At 38.0% G+C, this 19,747-nt stretch carries 19 protein-coding genes; 7 read left to right on the top strand and 12 right to left on the bottom strand.

The features are described from left to right. The first annotated feature begins 4 nt into the window (after positions 1 to 4). Positions 5 to 868, top strand: coding sequence for an AraC family transcriptional regulator (locus ACSBFT_RS19360; protein WP_463047108.1), 864 nt, complete (start codon positions 5 to 7; stop codon positions 866 to 868). Between the two features lie 66 nt (positions 869 to 934). Here the strand turns inward: ACSBFT_RS19360 and ACSBFT_RS19355 are convergent, their stop codons facing one another. The 3 genes from ACSBFT_RS19355 to metG form a co-directional block, all read right to left on the bottom strand. Next, a complete protein-coding gene (locus ACSBFT_RS19355) occupies positions 935 to 1,318 on the bottom strand; it encodes a hypothetical protein (RefSeq protein WP_489602074.1) in 384 nt (127 codons plus the stop codon). Between the two features lie 282 nt (positions 1,319 to 1,600). Then, a complete protein-coding gene (locus ACSBFT_RS19350) occupies positions 1,601 to 1,978 on the bottom strand; it encodes a T9SS type A sorting domain-containing protein (protein ID WP_489602073.1) in 378 nt (125 codons plus the stop codon). 330 nt (positions 1,979 to 2,308) lie between these two features. After that, a complete protein-coding gene (metG, locus tag ACSBFT_RS19345) occupies positions 2,309 to 4,354 on the bottom strand; it encodes a methionine--tRNA ligase (protein ID WP_489604852.1) in 2,046 nt (681 codons plus the stop codon). A gap of 183 nt (positions 4,355 to 4,537) precedes the next feature. Here metG and ACSBFT_RS19340 point away from each other — a divergent pair, with 183 nt between their 5' ends. Continuing rightward, the gene (locus ACSBFT_RS19340; RefSeq protein ID WP_489602072.1) at positions 4,538 to 6,925 is read left to right on the top strand and encodes a glycoside hydrolase family 95 protein; all 2,388 of its coding nucleotides are present in this window, start codon (positions 4,538 to 4,540) and stop codon (positions 6,923 to 6,925) included. 19 nt (positions 6,926 to 6,944) lie between these two features. On the opposite strand, the gene ACSBFT_RS19335 is transcribed toward ACSBFT_RS19340, so the two are convergent. The 6 genes from ACSBFT_RS19335 to ACSBFT_RS19310 form a co-directional block, all read right to left on the bottom strand. Next, positions 6,945 to 8,816 carry a hypothetical protein gene (locus tag ACSBFT_RS19335; RefSeq protein WP_489602071.1) on the bottom strand — a complete coding sequence of 624 codons (1,872 nt, stop codon included), beginning with the start codon at positions 8,814 to 8,816 and terminating at the stop codon, positions 6,945 to 6,947. A 51-nt stretch (positions 8,817 to 8,867) separates the two neighbouring features. After that, positions 8,868 to 11,918, bottom strand: a complete 3,051-nt coding sequence (locus ACSBFT_RS19330; RefSeq protein WP_489602070.1) for a serine hydrolase domain-containing protein — start codon at positions 11,916 to 11,918, stop codon at positions 8,868 to 8,870. Between the two features lie 75 nt (positions 11,919 to 11,993). Then, positions 11,994 to 12,689, bottom strand: a complete 696-nt coding sequence (locus tag ACSBFT_RS19325) for a hypothetical protein (RefSeq protein WP_463047101.1) — start codon at positions 12,687 to 12,689, stop codon at positions 11,994 to 11,996. 4 nt (positions 12,690 to 12,693) lie between these two features. Further along, a complete protein-coding gene (locus ACSBFT_RS19320) occupies positions 12,694 to 13,119 on the bottom strand; it encodes a DUF2141 domain-containing protein (RefSeq protein WP_463047100.1) in 426 nt (141 codons plus the stop codon). A 169-nt stretch (positions 13,120 to 13,288) separates the two neighbouring features. Then, entirely contained in the window at positions 13,289 to 13,582 is a 294-nt protein-coding gene (locus tag ACSBFT_RS19315; protein ID WP_463047099.1) for a chaperone modulator CbpM, read from the bottom strand. Next, on the bottom strand, positions 13,572 to 14,465 hold the full coding sequence (locus ACSBFT_RS19310) for a DnaJ C-terminal domain-containing protein (protein WP_463047098.1): 894 nt from the start codon (positions 14,463 to 14,465) through the stop codon (positions 13,572 to 13,574). Before ACSBFT_RS19310 ends, ACSBFT_RS19315 begins: the two co-directional genes overlap by 11 nt. Positions 14,466 to 14,617: 152 nt before the next feature. Between ACSBFT_RS19310 and ACSBFT_RS19305 the strand changes: the two genes are divergently transcribed. Continuing rightward, on the top strand, positions 14,618 to 14,854 hold the full coding sequence (locus ACSBFT_RS19305; RefSeq protein ID WP_463047097.1) for a hypothetical protein: 237 nt from the start codon (positions 14,618 to 14,620) through the stop codon (positions 14,852 to 14,854). Between the two features lie 3 nt (positions 14,855 to 14,857). Here the strand turns inward: ACSBFT_RS19305 and ACSBFT_RS19300 are convergent, their stop codons facing one another. Both ACSBFT_RS19300 and ACSBFT_RS19295 read right to left on the bottom strand, forming a co-directional pair. Continuing rightward, positions 14,858 to 15,703 carry a LytR/AlgR family response regulator transcription factor gene (locus tag ACSBFT_RS19300; RefSeq protein ID WP_489602069.1) on the bottom strand — a complete coding sequence of 282 codons (846 nt, stop codon included), beginning with the start codon at positions 15,701 to 15,703 and terminating at the stop codon, positions 14,858 to 14,860. Next, complete coding sequence (locus tag ACSBFT_RS19295; RefSeq protein ID WP_463047095.1) at positions 15,700 to 16,317, bottom strand: rhomboid family intramembrane serine protease; 618 nt, start codon at positions 16,315 to 16,317, stop codon at positions 15,700 to 15,702. Before ACSBFT_RS19295 ends, ACSBFT_RS19300 begins: the two co-directional genes overlap by 4 nt. Before the next feature lie 85 nt (positions 16,318 to 16,402). Here ACSBFT_RS19295 and ACSBFT_RS19290 point away from each other — a divergent pair, with 85 nt between their 5' ends. From ACSBFT_RS19290 to ACSBFT_RS19280, 3 genes are all read left to right on the top strand, one after another. Then, entirely contained in the window at positions 16,403 to 16,996 is a 594-nt protein-coding gene (locus ACSBFT_RS19290) for a DUF1684 domain-containing protein (protein WP_463047094.1), read from the top strand. Positions 16,997 to 17,037: 41 nt separating this feature from the next. Then, positions 17,038 to 17,721, top strand: a complete 684-nt coding sequence (locus ACSBFT_RS19285; RefSeq protein WP_489602068.1) for a molybdopterin-dependent oxidoreductase — start codon at positions 17,038 to 17,040, stop codon at positions 17,719 to 17,721. 170 nt (positions 17,722 to 17,891) lie between these two features. After that, complete coding sequence (locus ACSBFT_RS19280) at positions 17,892 to 18,422, top strand: hypothetical protein (protein ID WP_489602067.1); 531 nt, start codon at positions 17,892 to 17,894, stop codon at positions 18,420 to 18,422. Positions 18,423 to 18,475: 53 nt separating this feature from the next. Here ACSBFT_RS19280 and tpiA read toward each other — a convergent pair whose 3' ends face one another. Beyond that, complete coding sequence (gene tpiA, locus ACSBFT_RS19275) at positions 18,476 to 19,243, bottom strand: triose-phosphate isomerase (RefSeq protein ID WP_463047091.1); 768 nt, start codon at positions 19,241 to 19,243, stop codon at positions 18,476 to 18,478. 94 nt (positions 19,244 to 19,337) lie between these two features. Here tpiA and ACSBFT_RS19270 point away from each other — a divergent pair, with 94 nt between their 5' ends. Next, positions 19,338 to 19,736, top strand: coding sequence for a DUF4890 domain-containing protein (locus tag ACSBFT_RS19270; protein ID WP_463047090.1), 399 nt, complete (start codon positions 19,338 to 19,340; stop codon positions 19,734 to 19,736). The last annotated feature ends 11 nt before the right edge of the window (positions 19,737 to 19,747 follow it).

Here is a 19,747-nt window from a genome sequence, read left to right as displayed (position 1 = left end):
AAAAGTGAAACCACAATTACTCAAAATATCTACGCCTTCTGATTATTCCTTCAGTCTTTTTGATCAGGAAGCTCCTTATTTTCCTACGCCATGGCACTACCACCCTGAGGTGGAAATCGTCTTTATGCAAAAAAGTACGGGCGAAAAGTACATAGGAAGTAGCATTACTGACTTTGAACCTGGAGACTTAGCGATGATAGGCTCATACCTTCCTCATTACTATAGAAGTGCTCCAGAATACCATAGAGAAAACTCCGGTCTAAGAGCCAAATCATTAGTGATACATTTTAGTGAAGACTTTTTAGGGCAAGGTTTTATGGATGCTCCAGAAAATCATTTGATTAAACAACTCTTAGACCATAGCAAACGAGGACTTCAGTTCGGGAAAAAATTTGCAGAAGGTTTAGAAGATGAAATAGCCGCTCTTTCTCAGAAAGAGAATATGGATAGGCTAATCGCCCTTCTTTCTATTTTAAATAAAATGAGTAAAACGGAAGATTTCAAATTCCTAACCTCAGACCCGATATACCTAAACAATAATGTAGACTCTGACCGTATAAAAAAGGTTTTTGAGTATGTTATGCAGAATTTCCGTCAAGACATTAAATTAAATGATATTGCAGGCTTGGCCAGTATGAGCGAATCTGCTTTTAGCAGATATTTTAAAAAGAGAACAAGAAAAACATTTAGTACTTTTCTAACGGAGATACGGATTGAGCACGCGTGCAAATTATTGCAAAAAGATAAACATAGCGTTTCAGAAGTTTCCTTTGAGAGCGGATTCAATAATCTTTCAAACTTTAATAGACAATTTAAGAGTGTGAAAAGTACCACGCCTTTAAACTATAGATCAAGGTTTCTCTCTTAAAAAGAAAGAGCAAAATAGACTGGCTACTCTGCTCTTTACCCTACGCGACAATCAGCACTAAATATGCTATTTAGATAATTTCACTACCTTATCAGGAGTAGGTTGAGAAATGTTCACCGGATAAACAAGCTCCGTGGAACCATTACTTATCTTAATGCTATATGTACCAATAGGCAAAGTATTAATATCAAAATTTACTCTGCCAGACTGCGATTTCCTTTTCAAAAAGGACTGCGATAATTCATTGCCATCCTCGTTTACAAAAGTTATAAACAGCAGATCCCCTATTTCCTTCTCAATAAATGTTTTAACAGTTCCGCTGTTAGAATCATAATACATGCCTACTTCAAAAGACTTTTTCTTATCTGGATGTGTAACATTTGCTAATGCAGCGAAAGAAAGAGTTGTTGTCAATAAGGCTAGAACGATAGTTTTAAATTGCTTTTTCATAATAAGTTTTTTTGTTTTTTTTAAAGTAAATAGTTTTTCATTGGACGCTTAATTGCGTTTCGATAGCTCAAAGGTGAGTAATAAACCAGCTACTATGCAATACATATTAGTATGTATGGTAAATTAAAAGTTTAAATGGTGAACTTCCCATCTAAGAGTTCCTGCCTTCTTAGATACCAATCTGATATTCTAGGTTGCATGTCCATTTTACCGTATAACTAAGATTAAGATCTCTTAACATCGAAACTCTCAAGAACACTTATTGACCAATAAATTCTGTCATTAGAAGACCTCCATTTTATACTCTGGCTCTACCTTCTCCATTTTAATAACCTTAGATATGACTTCTCCATTATGAGCGGCCTTGACCGTATATATCCCATTCTCTAAACCACTAAGGTCAAAATTCACTCTAGCACTGTATCTTTTCTTGCTAATGTGAATGCCATTTAACACTCTTCCTTTCTCGTCAGAGATAGTGATGTCAAGGTCAGAACCCTGTGCTTTTTCATAAAAGGTTTTAACCACTCCAGTGGTCTTGTTAAAATACATAGCCATTTTAAAGGCATTTCCTTTTTCTGGATTTGGAAGCTCATCGTTAGCGAAAGCAAAAGATGAAATGAACAATAAACCCGCCATAATTTTTAATAACTTTTTCATAATATGTTTTATTTAAAATTTCGGATGTCAACAAGGTTTATGAAACCGCTCATAACCACTGCACCCTCAATGCCAATTATTCCAAAGGCATACCATAAAACATAAACCACTTATTACAAGGATATTGACAATGTCTTTCTATTTTTTTGCGTCCGCTAGCGAACAACTGAACGGCAAATCGGACGATTAATTGAAGTTAGAAAGGGCTGATATTCTCTTTTATTGACAAGAAGAAATGGGTAAGCCTTATAAAAAAATAGCCCATCGCTTTTTTAAAAGCAATAGGCCAATTATTAATACGTATAAATAGAGAGTAGGGTCAGTCAAAAATTAAGAAACCGTACCACCATTCCAAACAGCTTTGTCTGGCTGAATAAGGGCTAAGCCGCCATCATTATTTTCCGCCATAAGAATCATTCCTTGAGATTCTATTCCCATCATTTTTCTTGGGGCTAAATTGGCTACAAAAGTCACTTGCTTGCCAATCATCTCTTCCGGATTATAATGCTCTGCTATTCCGCTTAAAATGGTACGTTTCTCAAAACCATCATCTATTAAGAATTTCAGAAGCTTCTTGCTTTTCTTCATAGGTTCTGCCTCTAGGATGGTACCTATTCTGATATCCAACTTCATGAAGTCATCAAAAACTATTTCTTCCTTTATTTCAGGAACTGCTTTACTCTCCAATTCATTCATTTTCTTAGTATCCAATAATTTTTGTACCTGAGCTTCCACCGTGCTGTCTTCTATTTTCTCAAAAAGCAATGATGCTTCTTTTAGTTGATGACCGTCTGCCACCGCGTCTGCTTTTCCTGCAAATAACCATTCACGTTTCTCAACATTAAGCATAGCATTAATTTTGGTCGCAGTAAACGGCAAAAACGGCTCACAGGCAACTCCTAACGAAGCGGTAATTTGCACCGCTATATTCATAATAGTTTTGACACGCTCAGGGTCTGTCTTTATTAATTTCCAAGGCTCCGTATCCGCCAAATACTTGTTCCCAAGTCTGGCTATCTCCATCATGCTAGACAAGCCATCTCTAAATTTGAAATTCTTTAATGCGTCTGAAACATCACAAGGAAGCTTTGTCAATTTCTCTAAGGTCTCTTTATCAAAATCTGTCAATTCACCTTTCGCTGGAACTATACCCTCATAATACTTATTGGTAAGCACCATGGTACGGTTAACAAAATTCCCTAAAATGGCCACCAACTCCGAGTTGTTTTTGGTTTGCCAGTCTTTCCATGTAAACTCAGAATCTTTTGACTCAGGAGCATTTGATGTTAATGCATAACGCAGCACATCTTCTTTGCCAGGAAAGCCCTCTAAATACTCATGAAGCCAGACAGCCCAGTTTCTAGAAGTGCTGATTTTATCACCCTCTAGATTCATAAATTCATTTGCAGGAACGTTATCTGCCAAAGTATAATCTCCGTGAGCCATCAGCATGGCAGGAAAAATAATACAATGGAAAACGATATTGTCTTTGCCAATAAAATGTACCAGCTTGGTATCTTCTGATTGCCAGTAATCCTTCCAATCCTTGCCATTGGCTGCCGCCCATTCTTGCGTAAAAGTGATGTAGCCTATAGGTGCATCAAACCACACGTAAAGCACTTTTCCATCCGCTCCTTCTACGGGCACCTTAATGCCCCAGTCTAAGTCTCTGGTCATGGCACGTGGTCTAAGGCCGTCTTGAAGCCATGATTTACACTGTCCAGCCACATTATTCTTCCATTCTGGATGGCTATTGACATATTCCTCAATTTGGGGCTGCATTCTATCCAAAGGCAAATACCAGTTTTTGGTCACCTTTTTAATGGGTTCAGCACCAGAAAGTGTCGATTTCGGGTTTTTTAATTCCAATGGAGAAAGAGCTGTTCCACAACTTTCGCATTGGTCGCCATAGGCTTTATCATTCCCACATTTTGGGCAAGTGCCAATCACATATCTATCGGCCAAAAATTGACCCGCGGCTTCATCATAAAGCTGCTCCGTTTCTTCTTCTACAAAATCTCCTTGGTCATACAACTTCCTAAAAAAGTCTTGAGATACCTCATGATGGATAGGCTTGGAGGTTTGAGAGTAAATATCAAAATTTATCCCAAAATCAATAAAACTCTGCTTGATTTGCTTGTGATATCTATCCACCAATTCCTGTGGCGTAATCCCTTCTTTTTTTGCTTTGATGGTAATGGGCACGCCGTGCTCATCTGTCCCCGAAATAAACGCCACGTCTTTTCCCTTTGCTCTTAAGTAACGCACATATATGTCGGATGGCAGATAACAACCTGCCAAATGACCAATATGAATAGGCCCATTGGCATAAATTAAAGCAGCAGTTACGGTGTATCTTTTCGGAGTTTTAATCATCAATCTTCTTGTATTTGAAATCAGACTGCAAATTTAGTCAGAAAAGGCTTGAAAAGTAATCATGGCCCAGTAGAATCTAGGAAGACCGCTGTTTTATATCACTTGTTATGCCCTAATTTTCTATGGAAATTTGAAACTGTCAAAAATCAGCCCTAACATTGACCTTGAACCCAATCATTAATAATGAAAAAAGTACTATTTGCTCTACTTTTCACTTCCTCTGCCATAGCCCAGCAAGCCCCTATGAAACTATGGTACGATAAACCAGCTGAACATTTTGAAGAAAGTTTAGTATTGGGAAACGGCAAAATTGGAGCTACGGTTTTTGGCGGAGTTTCCTCCGACAAGATATACCTCAACGACATTACACTTTGGTCTGGTGAACCCACCGACCCAAATATGAATCCTGATGCTCGTACCTATATGCCGCTGGTAAGAGCAGCCCTCAAAAACAATAACTACAAACTGGCCGACTCGCTCATCAGAAACATTCAAGGCAAATTTTCAGAGTCTTTTGCTCCACTAGGAACATTGACCATGAATTTTGACAATCTAAAAGGTCAAAACTATTACCGTGAATTAAGCCTCGATGAAGCCACCGTCAAGGTTCGCTTTGACAATGATGATAATGAGATTGTGAAAGAATATTTCACTTCACATCCTGATAAGGTTTTTGTTATCAAACTAAAAGCGAAGCACAAAAACAGCTTAAATTTCAACTTGGCGTTTAGCAGCTTACTAAAATATAAAGTAACTACGAGCCCGAATTTACTTAACGCCCATGGCTATGCTCCTACGGAGTCAAAACCTAGTTATTTGGGCAATGTGGAAAATGCGGTGCAATTCAGCGAAGGAAGAAGCACCAAGTTTTCTAGCCTAATAAAAGTAACTAAGACCGATGGCGAGATAACACAAACAGATAGCACCATACATGTTTCTAATGCCAGCGAAGCCATCATTTTGGTGAGTATTGCCACTAGTTTTAATGGTTTTGATAAAAACCCAGCCACTGAAGGCCTGGACGACCAGGCCATTGCTAAAGCACAACTAGAAAAAGCCGCAACCAAAACTTATGCCGAACTAAAAAACAGTCATATAGCGGATTACCAAAAATATTACGATAGGGTGAAATTAAACTTGGGTCAATATGAAGGAAAAGATATTCCGACAGACCAAAGGCTTAGAAACTATGCCACAGGAGCTAAAGACCCCTATTTAGAAGCTCTCTATTTTCAATACGGACGTTATCTTTTAATTAGCAGTTCAAGAACGTCTGGGGTTCCTGCCAACTTACAAGGGCTTTGGAACCCTTACATAAGACCGCCATGGAGCAGTAATTACACCATGAATATTAATGCGGAAGAAAACTATTGGGCAGCAGAAACCACTAATCTTAGCGAGTTTCACGAACCATTTTTAAGTTTCTTAGCCAACCTTCAAAAAACGGGCGAAGTAACCGCAAAAACTTTTTATGGTGCCAGAGGCTGGACAGGCTCACACAATTCTGATATATGGGCTATGACAAATCCAGTTGGAGACTTTGGAAAAGGTGCACCTGTATGGGCAAACTGGGCCATGGGCGGCACTTGGGCTAGCACGCATTTATACGAACACTTCCAGTTTACACAAGACAAGGAATGGCTTAAAATTTATGCCTACCCTATCATGAAAGGAGCCGCCGAGTTCTGTCTAGATATGCTCGTAGAAGGCCCTGATGGTACATTAATTACTTCGCCGTCTACATCTCCTGAAAATGTTTATATCACAGATAAAGGTTATAAAGGAGCAACCCTTTACGGTGCTACGGCAGATTTAGCCATGATTAAAGAGCTTTTTAATGAGATTATTAGCTCTGCCAAAACCCTAAATACAGATGCAGAATTTGTAGCTGAATTAGAAGCTACACTTTCAAAACTTCAACCTTATCAAATTGGCAAAAAAGGGAATTTGCAAGAATGGTATCACGACTGGGAAGACACAGATCCTCAGCATAGGCATCAAACCCATCTTTTTGGTTTACATCCAGGACATCATATTACCGTGGCCAAAACGCCAGACTTAGCAAACGCCGCAAAGAAAACCTTAAAAATAAAAGGCGATGAAACCACGGGCTGGTCAAAAGGCTGGAGAATTAACCTTTGGGCTAGATTACTAGACGGAAACCATGCTTATAAAATGTATCGAGAGCTTTTAAGTTATGTAGAACCTGATGCCATCAGACCAAAAGGCAATAATAAAGGAGGCACGTACCCAAACCTTTTTGACGCTCACCCTCCTTTTCAAATCGATGGAAACTTTGGAGGTACGGCGGCTATAGCGGAAATGCTGGTGCAGTCTGACAATGATAACATTTACCTGCTTCCTGCCCTGCCAGATGCTTGGCAAACGGGTGCTGTAAAGGGCTTACGAGCTAGAGGTGGTTTTGAAATTGACTTGGCTTGGAAAAAGGGAAAGCTGAAATCAGTAACAGTTTATGCCAAAGGCGGCTCGAAAACTAATGTGGTTTATCAGGGAAAATCTAAATTGATAGAGCTTGCCAAAGGGGAAAGCTTAACTTTGGAGAAGATTTAAAACAGAAAAGGTGGTAGATTCATTCTATCACCTTTTTAATACTCCCTATAAAGTTATTTTTCTTATCGAACATTTGAATAAAGAGAATTCCAGAAAAGTCATTTGACATCGTTATTTCCATATCATTTCCCATTTTTCTACTTTTAAATAACTGTTTACGCCCAAGACCGTCAACGGCATTTATTGAAAAAATCGGTTCCTTTGAAGATATGATAAAAGCCCTCCCATTTGTAACTGGATTAGGATAGCTAGAAATATCACGATTAAACGACTCATTCACACCCAAAGCAGTCTCTCTCGAAATCTCAAAACGAGTAGCCTGCACCCTTTTAGCATAATCCTCATTGCCTTCCCAAGAGTAATAAATAGTACAACCTTCGTTGCTATAAGAAGTTGCCATAATTGTTTTATAGGAGTTAGTACAACTTCCTGAAACCGAATCCATGTAGACGTTCGACTGAACCGTTTCAAATTCAATAGGCACATTTATATAAAATGGCCCTTGTGTAATTACTTCAATCTCTGCATCTGTTTTCCTAACCTTAAACTCCCTGCTTTCATAAGCGGCACTTCCTGTGAATGAATATGCTAAGACTTTAAAGTCGCCCTCCCTTCCCGTAAAAACAAGACGTTTCTCTACCAAGTAAGCAGCCTCTGTATCTTCTGGTTGTAGAAAAACATAGGAATCCGAACTGTCAGAAGTAGCCACCTCCAAATCAATCTCTTTGCCTCTAACATCAATCACCTCTTTATTGAAAAAATCACTCGAAGCTTCATTAAGGTTAACAATTTCTGTAGTAATATCTAAATTAGTTTTAGTCGTATATCTCTTTAGGTCATTACCTGACTTAACCAGAATAGAGCTATCAGGAAAAACACCCCGAATAGATTTTCCATGCAAATCAATTACAACTGACCTATCAATATCAAAAATGTGATTAAGCGAATCATATTTCATGAATCTGTTACCATTTTTCAAAGTAACACCATAGTTATCAATAAAATCGAAGCCTATATATTCATTTTCTACCTTCTTTAAATAAGCTAATTCTACTCTTTCGTCATTTTCAGTAAGGGCATGATTGTCTGCCGTATAACAGCCCTCTCCGCACTGTAAAGAGCCCCATAACACAAAATCATCCTTCTCATATAGTGGATAAAAAATATTATAATCACCCCAACTACTTGATGAATAATTCCTTTTCTTATTAATCAAGCCTTCCCAAATAATTTTACCATCATGATCTAGTTTATATGTTGTTCGATTGAAATTATAAGAAAGACCATATTTGTCATTACCTAAAAATACATTGCCATGCTTATCAACTACAACAGTTCCAATTCCCGATAGAGGAACTTCACAATTAAAAGTATAGTCACGTGAAAAGTCCACATTATATCTTCTTAATGAGTCTCCTATAGCATAATATTGATTTTTATGTTTGTCATAATACAAAAACCTACCACCATCAAAGACCTCTCCTTCATCCAAAATACTTTCGACATTCTCAGAATCAATTACTAAAAATTTCCTTCTATAAGAATAGAGGGTATTTGTGTCTGCTACTGAATAAGTCGACATTTGAACCCAAATAGAATTATCCGGAAAAATCAGCGGTCTCTCATTATAATTCAAATAAATGGTTTGTTCCGACCTATATACCTCTTCAGTCCCTTCATACTTTACAAGGACACCAGTTTCTCCAACATAATTAACCCAGTAAGTCCCATCTGAAAGTGTAAAGGTATTCCTTATTTCAGTTGGCTTTTCGCCAATAAATATAGGTTTAAAATTGAAATCTGAATCTTCAAAGTAAATTGTTTGCTGACCATCTACCTTTTGAAAGAGAAGTAGGGTAAGGGTAAAAATAAAACTGAGCCTGTAAATCATTTTCATTGCGTGTTTAATGCAATGAAATTAATAAAGATTATCATAAAATTATCAAAGATTATCCACCGCCTCATTTATGACTTCATGGATTCTTTTGCGAACATCCAAGTCCATAAGTTTACTATTATTGGCCCTTGGGTACACTCTATTGGCTAGCATGATAAAAATCAGCTGACGGTCTGGATCTACCCACACCACCGTTCCTGTAAAGCCGGTATGCCCATATGTATTGGGCGAAGCCGTAGAAGCAATGGTAGATAAATCCTGATTTTGAACAGGCTTATTCCAGCCTATTCCTCTATGACTTCTATTAGAAAGATGCGTAGAAAAATGATTGACCGTCTCAGGAAACAAATATCTCCTTCCACCATAAGAACCATTTTGAAGGTTCATTTGATACAATTTAGCCAAATCCCAAGCATTGCTAAATAATCCAGCATGACCCGCTACCCCACCTAAAAGTGCCGCATTAGGGTCGTGAACGGTACCCCAAATCTGCCTTTCTCTGAAAATCAGATCGTTTTCTGTAGGGGCTATCTGGCTTTTTGGAAATTTATTCAAGGGATTGAACAGCGTATGGTTCATTCCCAAGGGCTCATATAAATTCTGGTCTAAAAATTCATCCAAGGGTTGGCTAGTAACCTCCTCCACAATTCTTTGAATCATAATTAAACCCAAATCACTGTATAGATATCTAAACTCTCCGCCACTCTTCTTTCTCGTGGTAAAATCTGTATCAATAAGCCAGTTCCAAACAGAATCTCTAATACTCGGTTTTATAAATAAACCGTCTGCTACCTGAAGGTTTCCTTCTTGATTAGGCTGATAATATTCCTTTTTAAAAGCTCCCGAGGACGTTTTTGTAGGAGCCCAAAACGCTTGAAAAGACTTTAAACCTGCCTGATGAAAAAGAATATCTCCCACTAGCATATCTTCCTTATTAGTTCCCTTTAGCTCCGGCAAATAATCGGAAGCCTTCAAGTTCAAATTTAAAAGCCCCCTTTCATTAAGCATCATAACGGCCTGCAATGTGGCACTCACTTTGGTAAGTGAAGCCAAGTCATAAAGCGTATTGGTTGTCACTTTTTCGGTATCTCCATATCGAAAAGTCCCAAAAGCCTTATGATAAACCACTTTACCTCTTCTGGCCACCAAAACTTGAGCCCCTGGAAAAGCATTTTTACTGATGGCGTCATTTACAATCCCGTCAATTTCGTTGAGCTTAGCTTCGCTCATGCCTACATGTTCTGGTAAGTCTTCTGTAAGTCTACCCACATTTAAAGAACTTTGACCAAAATTAAATCTAGCCAATGGCGAAGCTGTAACCGGCAAATGGCCGTTCGCAGAACCCGCACCAAAAAGTATTTCAGACACTGCCTTATAAGCGTGAGGGTCGTCTTCAAAACCACAAATCACATTAGGAAAGTCATCAAAAAGCTTCAATCCATAAGGGTTGCCAAAGGCTACCACCACCACTTTGGTTTTCTTAGACAAGGCTCTAATCATGTCAATGGTGGAAGGCGAAACGCCGAAGTTTTGAGAAGAGCGACTGTTCATATCATGCACACTTACCACCATAGCGTCATATGTAAATGCCTGATCCACTATATAACTCCAATCTTTTGAAGAACCGGGCTTTATAGGCATTTCGTAATTTACTACATTCCCAAACCCACTCATCTGTGATTGAAATGCATTACCTACAGCCGCACTCACTGCCACTGTTCCAATAGACAATGTGTCTAACTGAACAAAAGGGAAAACCGCTCTATCGGCTCTTAAAACAGTAACAGCATTTTTAAAAAGAATATCTTTAATTTCCTCGCTTCGGGTGTTGTTCAAATCTTTCATTAAACCTTCCACCTTCACATGCTTTGGCTTATTTAAGCCCGCCCAATATTTAGCCCTAAGTATTTTATGAACACGCAAGTTTAAATCGGCTTCCTCCAAATCTCCATCTCTAAAAGCCTTCAAAATTTTATTATAACCCGCATCTAGATTTGCGGTCTGGAGTAACACATCATTGCCAGCCTCATAAGCAGCCAAATCTGCTCCCCCCACAGAAAACTGATTCGTAATGCCTCTCATATTCAAGGCATCTGTAAAAGTTAAGCCTCTAAAGCCAAGTTGCTCATGAAGCAACCCTTTTATTATCTTATCTGATATAGTCGCGGCTCTGTTTGGTCTGCTATCCAGAGCTGGCACATACAAATGCCCTGTCATTACCCCAGCGATACTATCGTTTATCAATTTCCTAAATGGCACGAGCTCTTGTTCAGAAAGCCTTGTTTTACTATGATTTACCACCGGCATAGAAACATGAGAATCGGCATCTGTATCTCCATGACCCGGAAAATGTTTTGCCACCGCCATTACACCTGCTTTTTTTAAGCCTTTGGCGTAAGCCATAGCTTTAGCTGCCACTAAACTTTCAGACTCCCCAAAAGACCGGTAGTTAATCACAGGGTTATTTGGATTTGTGTTTATATCTGCCACAGGGGCAAAATTTATATGTACGCCTAACCGCTTTAGCTGAGAACCTATCTCAAAGCCCATTTCCTGAATAATGAGATTATCTTCAATGGCTCCTAAGGTGATTTGCTTCGGAAAAGAAACGGTGTTTTCCAATCTCATCCCTAAACCCCATTCCGCATCCATACCTATCATTAAAGGTATCTTGCTTATTGCTTGGTACTCGTTGGTAAGTTTGGCTTGAATTGGAGCGGTACCTTGAAAGAAAATAAGACCACCAAGGTGATAATCTTCTATTTTTTCTCTAACGCCCTGATAATACGCTTCATTCCTATTAGAATAAGTGGCAATCATAAAGAGTTGCCCTATTTTTTCTTCGAGACTCATCCCCGCCAATATACTATCTGCCCATGCATACTGTGCTGAAACGAAATCCTTTATCCCAATTATATTATCCTTGACAATACTATTCTCAAGCCTTGGCTTATCCTTTTTAGCGAAATTGGGCTTTTCTAAAAGCGTTGGACTTTTTGACGACGCCAGCTGGAGGTCACTGCCAATGAAGCTCAAAGTAAAGACTCCGATGAACAAAATAACGATTAATAATTTGGGTTTGACCCTTTGATTCATAAAGCAAGTTGATTCTTAAAAAGCACAAAACTAAGGCTTAAAGATTGAATATGAAACCTATGAGGCAATCCAAAGTCAATTGACAATATTGAATTTCAATTCATATTTCTTTCTAAAATACCTAGATACAAAGGCAAAAACTACCGCAGGCCCCACCCATGTCAATAATAAAACGAAAATACTGGTATCTTCAGGTAAGAATCTAGGAACTATATTCACACAAAAGGCCGTAACGGCTGCAGAATAGGCTCCAATCATTTTGGCGGCATGCCCAAAAAACCAATGCATTTTCCCTAAAGACCTCCTTCCCGAGTAGGTATAAATATCCACCACACCCAAAAGCATACTAAATAGCCCAAAAATAAAGAACAAAGTTGTGTATGCCGCAATACCCTTTATCACCAGTACTGTTCCATAAATAAGCATCACAATCCCTGAAATTAAAATACCAAAAGCACCCAACCAGTCAAACCATTTAACGTTCAGTCCCTTTTTCATGCTCAACACCCTTTTACCAGCAAATGTTGGGTAAAAACTAACCATACTTATGGTCAAGAAAAAATGATACTTAAGCTTAGCGGGGTAAAGAACAACAAAGAGAATAGCCGTAAGAAAAATAAAAGTCATGGACCAATAAAATATTAAACCTGAGATATTATGGACTTTCCCACCCTTCTTCCTCACCAGCATGGCTACCAGACCAAAGACTAGAGATAAAACTCCTGCCATCACATGTAGAAAAAGCGACGTATTGAATATTGTTTCTCTCATGATCTTAAAAGGAATAAAGTTGAATAGTTATATCCTGGTTGTCATCCAATTTGAAAGAACAATTCTCCCAAATGGGAGGCCCCATCATTACATAATTTGAGAAACCGCAAGGCTCCCCAGGCATACTGCCATTCATATCTATTTTACCATCATCATTTAAATCTTGGAAGAGCACTACCGCATAATCTGCTCCGCCCAATACACCTTCAAACGTAAAACTCATTTTCCCCTCTTCTACTTTCATGACCTTATTTGCAACTGGGTTTTGAGCACGAGGAAAACTATTGGCGTCGTTTGTTAAGGACGCGTAAACAGTCCCTTTCACGTTCGTTATTTGATTGATATTTACAGTAACCGTAAACCTGTCTTGTGCTTTTAAAGAAGCGAAGCTTAAGAAGAAAAGACATAGAAGAATGAATAAATTTTTCATTTGCTTTTTGTTTATGTGAGATAACAAAAGCAAATTTATACGGCCAAAAAGTAGCCAGAAAATCAAAGGGTTGCTTGACAAGCTTTTGGGACAAAAAGCAAGGATAAGGGTCTTTCAGTGTACTTATGGGATGTTTAACAAGCCCAAAACCCACAAACTCACATTAAGCTTATTTCAAAAAAAGTCTTAATCTACTTCTCAATTCTACCAATTCCTCTTCCTTTTTATTTAGCTTTTCCAGTAAATGCAGAATGGCATCTATGCCAGCAGGATTAATTTCAAGTTCTTTATATAAACGGATTATCTTCTCTAAAGTGGCTATATCATTTGGGAGAAGACATTTTGTGTTTTCTTTAACCACCATAGTGATTAATTCATATGATTCTATCTCTTCTATAAAAGACAAACTCACCTCATGAACTTCACAAAAGTGTTCTATGCGAATGTATTTCTCAGTTGCCATGACTTCTAAGTTTTGATAGTTTCTGAAATAATTCTTTCTCTTCCTCTGTCAGATTTTTAGGCATTTCTATCTGAAAAGTGATAATTAAATCGCCGAAGGTGTCCTTCTTCTTATAAACTGGCATCCCCTTACCAGTGAGTTTGATTTTAGAATCGTTACTACTTTCAGCAGGCACTTTTAGTTTGACCTTACCTGTAAGTGTTTCTACAATAATTTCTCCTCCTAAAACAGCTTTGAACAAATCAATTTTTTGAGTCAAATAAAGATTCGCTCCCACGCTCTGAAATATGGTGTCGTTTTCAATAGAAAAAGTGATGAGCAAGTCGCCCTTGGGGCCACCATTCATGCCATCACCTCCGTACCCTGTAATTTTAATCGTTTGCCCATCCGTTATACCCGCAGGAATAGTCAGCCTTATATTTTTGCCGTTTACGGTCAACACCTGCTTTCTTTCTTCTAGAACCTCTGTCAACTTTAAACTCAGCTGTGCATTAAAATCTTGCCCCCTAAATTTTCCTGCAGATCTTCTTCCACCACCACCTTGACCACCAAACATGGACTCAAAGAAGTCAGAAAAGTCATTTCCACCACCACTACCACCACCGTAGGCTCTTTGTTGGCTTCTTCGCTGGTTCTGAGCTTTCTCAAACTCCTCTCCATGTTTCCAATCCTTCCCATACTTATCGTACTTCTTTCTCTTCTCCACGTCAGAAAGTACTTCATGGGCCTCATTTAATTCCTGAAATTTAATCTTTGCTTCTGGATTATCTGGATTCAAATCTGGATGAGATTTACGAGCAAGCTTCCTATAAGCCTTTTTTATATCATCAGCGGTTGCCGATTTATCAAGACCGAGTATTTTATAATAATCTTTGAATTGCATTTCTTAAATATTACCGTTTAGCCAAGCACGAAAAAAAAATCAACCAGAAAAATGACGAATGTCATATTAAGACATCCTAAAAGTCATCATTTATATAAAAAAATAGTGTGATATTTAACTAATAATTTTCTATTTCTAAGACAAAATCAAAAATGGACATCAAAGCTTATAGCAAAATACTATTCCCTCTGGCTTGCCTATTGCTCATTATCTTCAGCTTTAGCTTTAATTCATTTGAAAATAACTTTACCATGGCCACCTTGGCCACTTGTTTCTTTTTGCTTCTCATAGAAGCTCTAATTTTGATTTTCAAAAGCCATGTAAGTTGGTGGAATAGGGTAAAATGGATTATTCTAGCCATCGTTTTACTCCTAACGCTAATAGGCTAATGCCTATTTCAGTCCTTCCACAATACTACTATATTTCCTAGCCACCGGAACAATGTCATCAATATCTTTTAAATGCAACTTATAACCTTGTGCATTACCCGTTACTTTTAGGGCCTTATTGAGATTAACAATGTAAGACCTATGGCAGCGTACAATACTTTCGTCCAAAATTTGACTTTCCATTCGGGAAAGACTCCCTCTTAAAAGCTGCTGCTTAAGTTCGCCCTCCAATAAGTAAACTACTTTTGAATAGTTATCTGCAGATTCTAAATAAAACAACTGACCCGATTCTAAGTCCAGTACATCTTTACCATTTTCTGCCTTCAAAATTATTTTTGAGTCTTGCTTGTTTTGGGAGCCTCTAATCGCTACTTCTTCAGAATATTTATTTAAGCCTTGTTTAAACTTTAAAAATACATTGAAGAAGATAGGGAAAAAGCCTAAGGCCAATACCGCTGAAAAGTTCCAAAAAAACACCGCCCATTTCCATGGGAAAATCTCAATACTCCCGGCATATATGAAGTTGCCTGAGGTGATTAAAATCAAAACAAAAAAATTAATGAGAACCTCTCTACCTACTGTCCATTTTTCTTCTCTAAAATAGTTAGAAAAGGCTTTCATTACTCCGAATTTCATAAATATCAGAATGCCGAAAGTCACCCCGCCAAATGCCAATAAATGCAAAATCTTTTTATCCGACTCCCACCGATTTATTCCAAAAGGCTCGAAAACAATCAAAAAAACAGCCACAAAAAGTCCCACCGCAAACGAATGAAGCAGATTTTGTGTGTCTGACCTCTCTAGGTCAACACAAGGATATGGCTGTTTTAATGTTTCTAAAATTTTCAAAACGATGAGGTAATCTGCTCAACAAACCTTGGCAAAGTGGCGGGCTCTGTTAATCCTATAAACAATACGCCCCAAATAGCCCCCCATAGGTGAGCCATATGGTTCACGTTATCCATTTGACGTTTTTCCATAAAAATAGAATAGGCCACGTAAACTAATGCGAAAATATAGCCTGGCATTGGGATTGGGATTGGGAAAATAATCAGCTCCATTAAAGGATTTAAAACAACTGAACAAAAAACAATTGCTGATACGCCACCCGAAGCTCCAAGGGAATTAAACCCAATATTGTCTTTATACTTTACAAAATCAGGCAAGTTTGCCACCACTATACCTATTAAATAAAGTCCTAAAAATGCCAAAATAGCCTTTCCTCCAAAAAAGTAAGCAAAATACTGCTCCACAACACCCCCAAAGAGATAAAATGCGTACATATTAAAAAACAAATGCATGTAATCTGCATGAATAAAACCACTGGTCAATAATCGGTAATACTCTTTGTTTTTGTTGGCACTATAGGCGTTATGAATCCATTTATCCCTGAACGTACTATCTCGCCATGCGTAGATACTTGTCAATACAGTGACTATTATTAAAATGACGGTTACGGACATGCAATTTTATTGTTTAATTTGAAGCATGAAGAATATTCGGAAAATTAATAAATCGGGGCTTGACAAACCAATAAAGTACATTTTCATGTGCATTATATATTTGACCGTGCATAACGCTTTAGGGCAGAATAGCTACCAAGAAGAGATGCTACAGCACAGAGAAAACTACAAAAAAGACTTCGTCACGAATCCAAATTCTCCTTTAAAAGCAGATGATTTACATGATTTAGACTTTTACAATCCTGATGAAACTTTTAATGTTGTTTGTGAATTTAAAATAGGCGGAAAAAGTGAACCTTTTGAAATACCAACTAGCAGTGGAAAAACTAAAACCTATACGCGGTTTGGTCAATTGACATTTAAGATAAAAGGCAAAAAGCAGACATTGACCGTATATAGAAGTATGGATTTAATAAAACACCCTCTTTATAAGGATTATCTTTTTATTCCTTTCAGAGACGCTTCAAACGGTGACAGCACTTATGGTGGAGGGAGATACTTGGACTTGAGGATGTCAGAATTATCAGAGGATATTATCACACTTGATTTTAATAAAGCTTATAATCCGTATTGTGCCTTTTCTTCAGGTTATAGCTGCCCTATTCCACCAGAAGAAAACCATTTAAAGGTAAAAATAGAGGCGGGAGAAAAGAATTATAAAGGTGCTATAAAAGAATAACAAGCCTGCAGTTCTAAATTGCAGCATCAATCTGAAGAAATATGGAAAAACTAGATAGAATTATAGACGCCAGAATGAAGTTGAAAGCTCGTTTTGAGAAAAAAATGGCGGATTCTCCTTCAATAGCGGACGACAAACCTTTAGGCTCTGGCCCAATCAACAGACATGGCATGCCACAGTTACCCGCCGGTCAAACGGAAACCATAAAATGGCCTGTGCTAGACTTAGGTTATCATCCTGAAATCAGTTTAGAAAACTGGAGACTGACCCTTAATGGCGAAGTAGAAAAACCTCTGATATTGAAATGGCAAGATTTCATGGATTTGCCTCAAACGGAAGACACATCAGATTTTCACTGTGTCACCACTTGGAGTAAAATGGACATGCCATGGAAAGGTGTAAGACTAATAGATTTAGCGGCACTGGTCATGCCTAAAGAAACGGTAACCCATATCTTATGCTATGGTTACGACACCTATACCACAAACGTACAAATAGAAGAAGCCTTAAAGCCAGATGTGCTGCTTGCTCATACCGTTTACGACGCTCCGCTTGAACTAGAGCACGGTGGCCCATGCAGAATGATAACACCGCAGCTTTACGCCTGGAAAGGCTCCAAATGGATCAAGAGAATAGAATTCATAAACGCCAACAAAAAAGGCTTTTGGGAAGAAAGAGGATATTCTAACACCGCATATCCATGGAGAAATGATAGGTATTCTTGAGCAAGAATAACATTAGTAGGTTACCCTTTAAAGAACATTTCGATTTTATACTTGTCTTTACTTTAGTAAATTTTGACATTCATATATGAAATGGAAAATCCCGATTTTAATACCAATTGCTTTTACGCTGCAGTCGTGCTTCTGCTTTTGCGGACCATCAAAGTTAATTGATGCTAATTTTGCTTTCTCTCTCTTCTAAACTCAGCAGTTGGGACTATAGGACAGAACCTGCGTTAAACGAAATTTTGTTTACTATTCATTTGGAAGACAGCTTGTCTAAGCAAATCAGAATACTCTATGAAGCACTAAAAATTCAAACAGGTGGAGCCATGCAACTCTGCGAATGCTTCTCAGAAATGGCTCCTGACTGGCATGTCACAAACATAGAAGCCTCAACAGTCTATAACTTTAACAAAAACTATCCAGCAGGATCGATAATAACTGACCTTATAATTGGCAGACTAAAAAGCCCATTTGTTGAAGGAAGTAATTTGACGGGCACAAATTTAGAAAACCTTCCTTTGTTAACGCATAACCTATTATATGGAACCTCTAGCGACTCTGAACCTCCATACCTAATCTTCGATTTTCTTCTTAAAGAAATACCTCAAAATTGTTCACAACAAATAGCACTAAAATTCACTTTTAGAAACGGTAAGGTAATTAATGCCTTATCTCCCGAATACAATATTGAGTCATAAAAAAACTCCCAATCTTTTAAGAAAGGGAGTTTCATATATTTTTTCAGAGAGTCTTAAGCTGGAAACGCCTTAGCAATATCCGTAAATCCTCTAGAGTCTAGAGAAGCTCCACCTACTAAACCACCGTCAATATCTGGCTGAGAGAAAAGCTCTCCTGCATTACCAGGCTTCACACTTCCACCATAAAGGATAGAAATATTTGCCGCCACATCAGCACCATATTTTGATGCCAAATGGTCCCTTAATGCTTTATGCATTTCTTGAGCTTGGTCGCTTGATGCCGTCACACCTGTACCAATTGCCCAGATTGGCTCATAAGCTATAACCACTTTCTGAAGCTCTTCAGCCGAAAGTTGGAACAAGCCGTTTGTCAATTGACCTTTTACAAAGTCAAAATGAATACCAGCCTCACGCTGTTCTAAAGTCTCTCCACAGCAGAAGATTGGTGTTAAACCACCTGCTAAAATTGCATTTACTTTAGCTGCGATAAATTCGTCAGACTCATTGAAGTATTCTCTTCTTTCTGAGTGACCTATGATAATATGATCTACACCTGCTGATGCCAACATTCCTACAGACATTTCGCCAGTGAATGCTCCTGATGCTTCAGGATGACAGTTTTGAGCTGCAATGCTCACTTTGTCCGTATTGATAAGTTTGCTAAATGAACTTAAATAAGGAGCAGGTACTCCCATTACTACTTTTACGTTCGGATTTACAACTTCATCCTTAACCATATTAGTTACTTCAGAAAAAAGGATTTGACCTTCTTCAAAAGTTAAATTCATTTTCCAGTTTCCTGCTGCGTACTTTGTTCTCATTAGATTTCTGTTTTGATAAACTTTTGCCAAAGATATTAAACCTTTGATAAAGCTCTACGTCTAAAGGTCTGTAATTAATTTAAACAAACATATTATGAAAAAGTTAATGATTTTAGCGGCATTGTTTTTTACTGCTAGTGGAGCTTCCTTTGCCCAAAAAATGGAAAAAGAAAAACCCTCTCCAAAAGAACGTGCTGAGAAAATGACACAAAAAATGAAAAGTGAGTTGGTTTTATCTGACGAACAGTATACTAAAGTATTAGCCCTCAACACCGAAAAAGCAACGGAAACAGAGGCCATGCATAAAGCCAAACAAGAAGAGATGAAAATAAAACAAGAAGCCATGAAGGCCGGAAAAGAGGCTTATAATGCTCAGCTCAAAGAAGTTTTAACAAAAGACCAGTATATCAAATACTTAGAATTAAAAACGGAAGGAAAGCAAGATGGTAGAAGAAAACATGCTCCAAGAAAACGCATGAACAAACAAAATTAGTCTTTAAAATA

It is taken from the genome of Arcticibacterium sp. SM2516, assembly GCF_057914865.1.
Note: the sequence above shows the minus strand (reverse complement) of the source record. Positions and strands in the feature narration are given on the sequence as shown.

Bases quoted from the DNA above. Each gene is read 5' to 3' on its own strand.
- ACSBFT_RS19355 (WP_489602074.1), bottom strand. From the start codon at position 1,318: ATGAAAAAGCAATTTAAAACTATCGTTCTAGCCTTATTGACAACAACT.
- ACSBFT_RS19350 (WP_489602073.1), bottom strand. From the start codon at position 1,978: ATGAAAAAGTTATTAAAAATTATGGCGGGTTTATTGTTCATTTCATCT.
- metG (WP_489604852.1), bottom strand. From the start codon at position 4,354: ATGATTAAAACTCCGAAAAGATACACCGTAACTGCTGCTTTAATTTAT.
- ACSBFT_RS19340 (WP_489602072.1), top strand. From the start codon at position 4,538: ATGAAAAAAGTACTATTTGCTCTACTTTTCACTTCCTCTGCCATAGCC.
- ACSBFT_RS19335 (WP_489602071.1), bottom strand. From the start codon at position 8,816: ATGATTTACAGGCTCAGTTTTATTTTTACCCTTACCCTACTTCTCTTT.
- ACSBFT_RS19330 (WP_489602070.1), bottom strand. From the start codon at position 11,918: ATGAATCAAAGGGTCAAACCCAAATTATTAATCGTTATTTTGTTCATC.
- ACSBFT_RS19325 (WP_463047101.1), bottom strand. From the start codon at position 12,689: ATGAGAGAAACAATATTCAATACGTCGCTTTTTCTACATGTGATGGCA.
- ACSBFT_RS19320 (WP_463047100.1), bottom strand. From the start codon at position 13,119: ATGAAAAATTTATTCATTCTTCTATGTCTTTTCTTCTTAAGCTTCGCT.
- ACSBFT_RS19315 (WP_463047099.1), bottom strand. From the start codon at position 13,582: ATGGCAACTGAGAAATACATTCGCATAGAACACTTTTGTGAAGTTCAT.
- ACSBFT_RS19310 (WP_463047098.1), bottom strand. From the start codon at position 14,465: ATGCAATTCAAAGATTATTATAAAATACTCGGTCTTGATAAATCGGCA.
- ACSBFT_RS19305 (WP_463047097.1), top strand. From the start codon at position 14,618: ATGGACATCAAAGCTTATAGCAAAATACTATTCCCTCTGGCTTGCCTA.
- ACSBFT_RS19295 (WP_463047095.1), bottom strand. From the start codon at position 16,317: ATGTCCGTAACCGTCATTTTAATAATAGTCACTGTATTGACAAGTATC.
- ACSBFT_RS19290 (WP_463047094.1), top strand. From the start codon at position 16,403: ATGTGCATTATATATTTGACCGTGCATAACGCTTTAGGGCAGAATAGC.
- ACSBFT_RS19285 (WP_489602068.1), top strand. From the start codon at position 17,038: ATGGAAAAACTAGATAGAATTATAGACGCCAGAATGAAGTTGAAAGCT.
- ACSBFT_RS19280 (WP_489602067.1), top strand. From the start codon at position 17,892: ATGCTAATTTTGCTTTCTCTCTCTTCTAAACTCAGCAGTTGGGACTAT.
- tpiA (WP_463047091.1), bottom strand. From the start codon at position 19,243: ATGAGAACAAAGTACGCAGCAGGAAACTGGAAAATGAATTTAACTTTT.
- ACSBFT_RS19270 (WP_463047090.1), top strand. From the start codon at position 19,338: ATGAAAAAGTTAATGATTTTAGCGGCATTGTTTTTTACTGCTAGTGGA.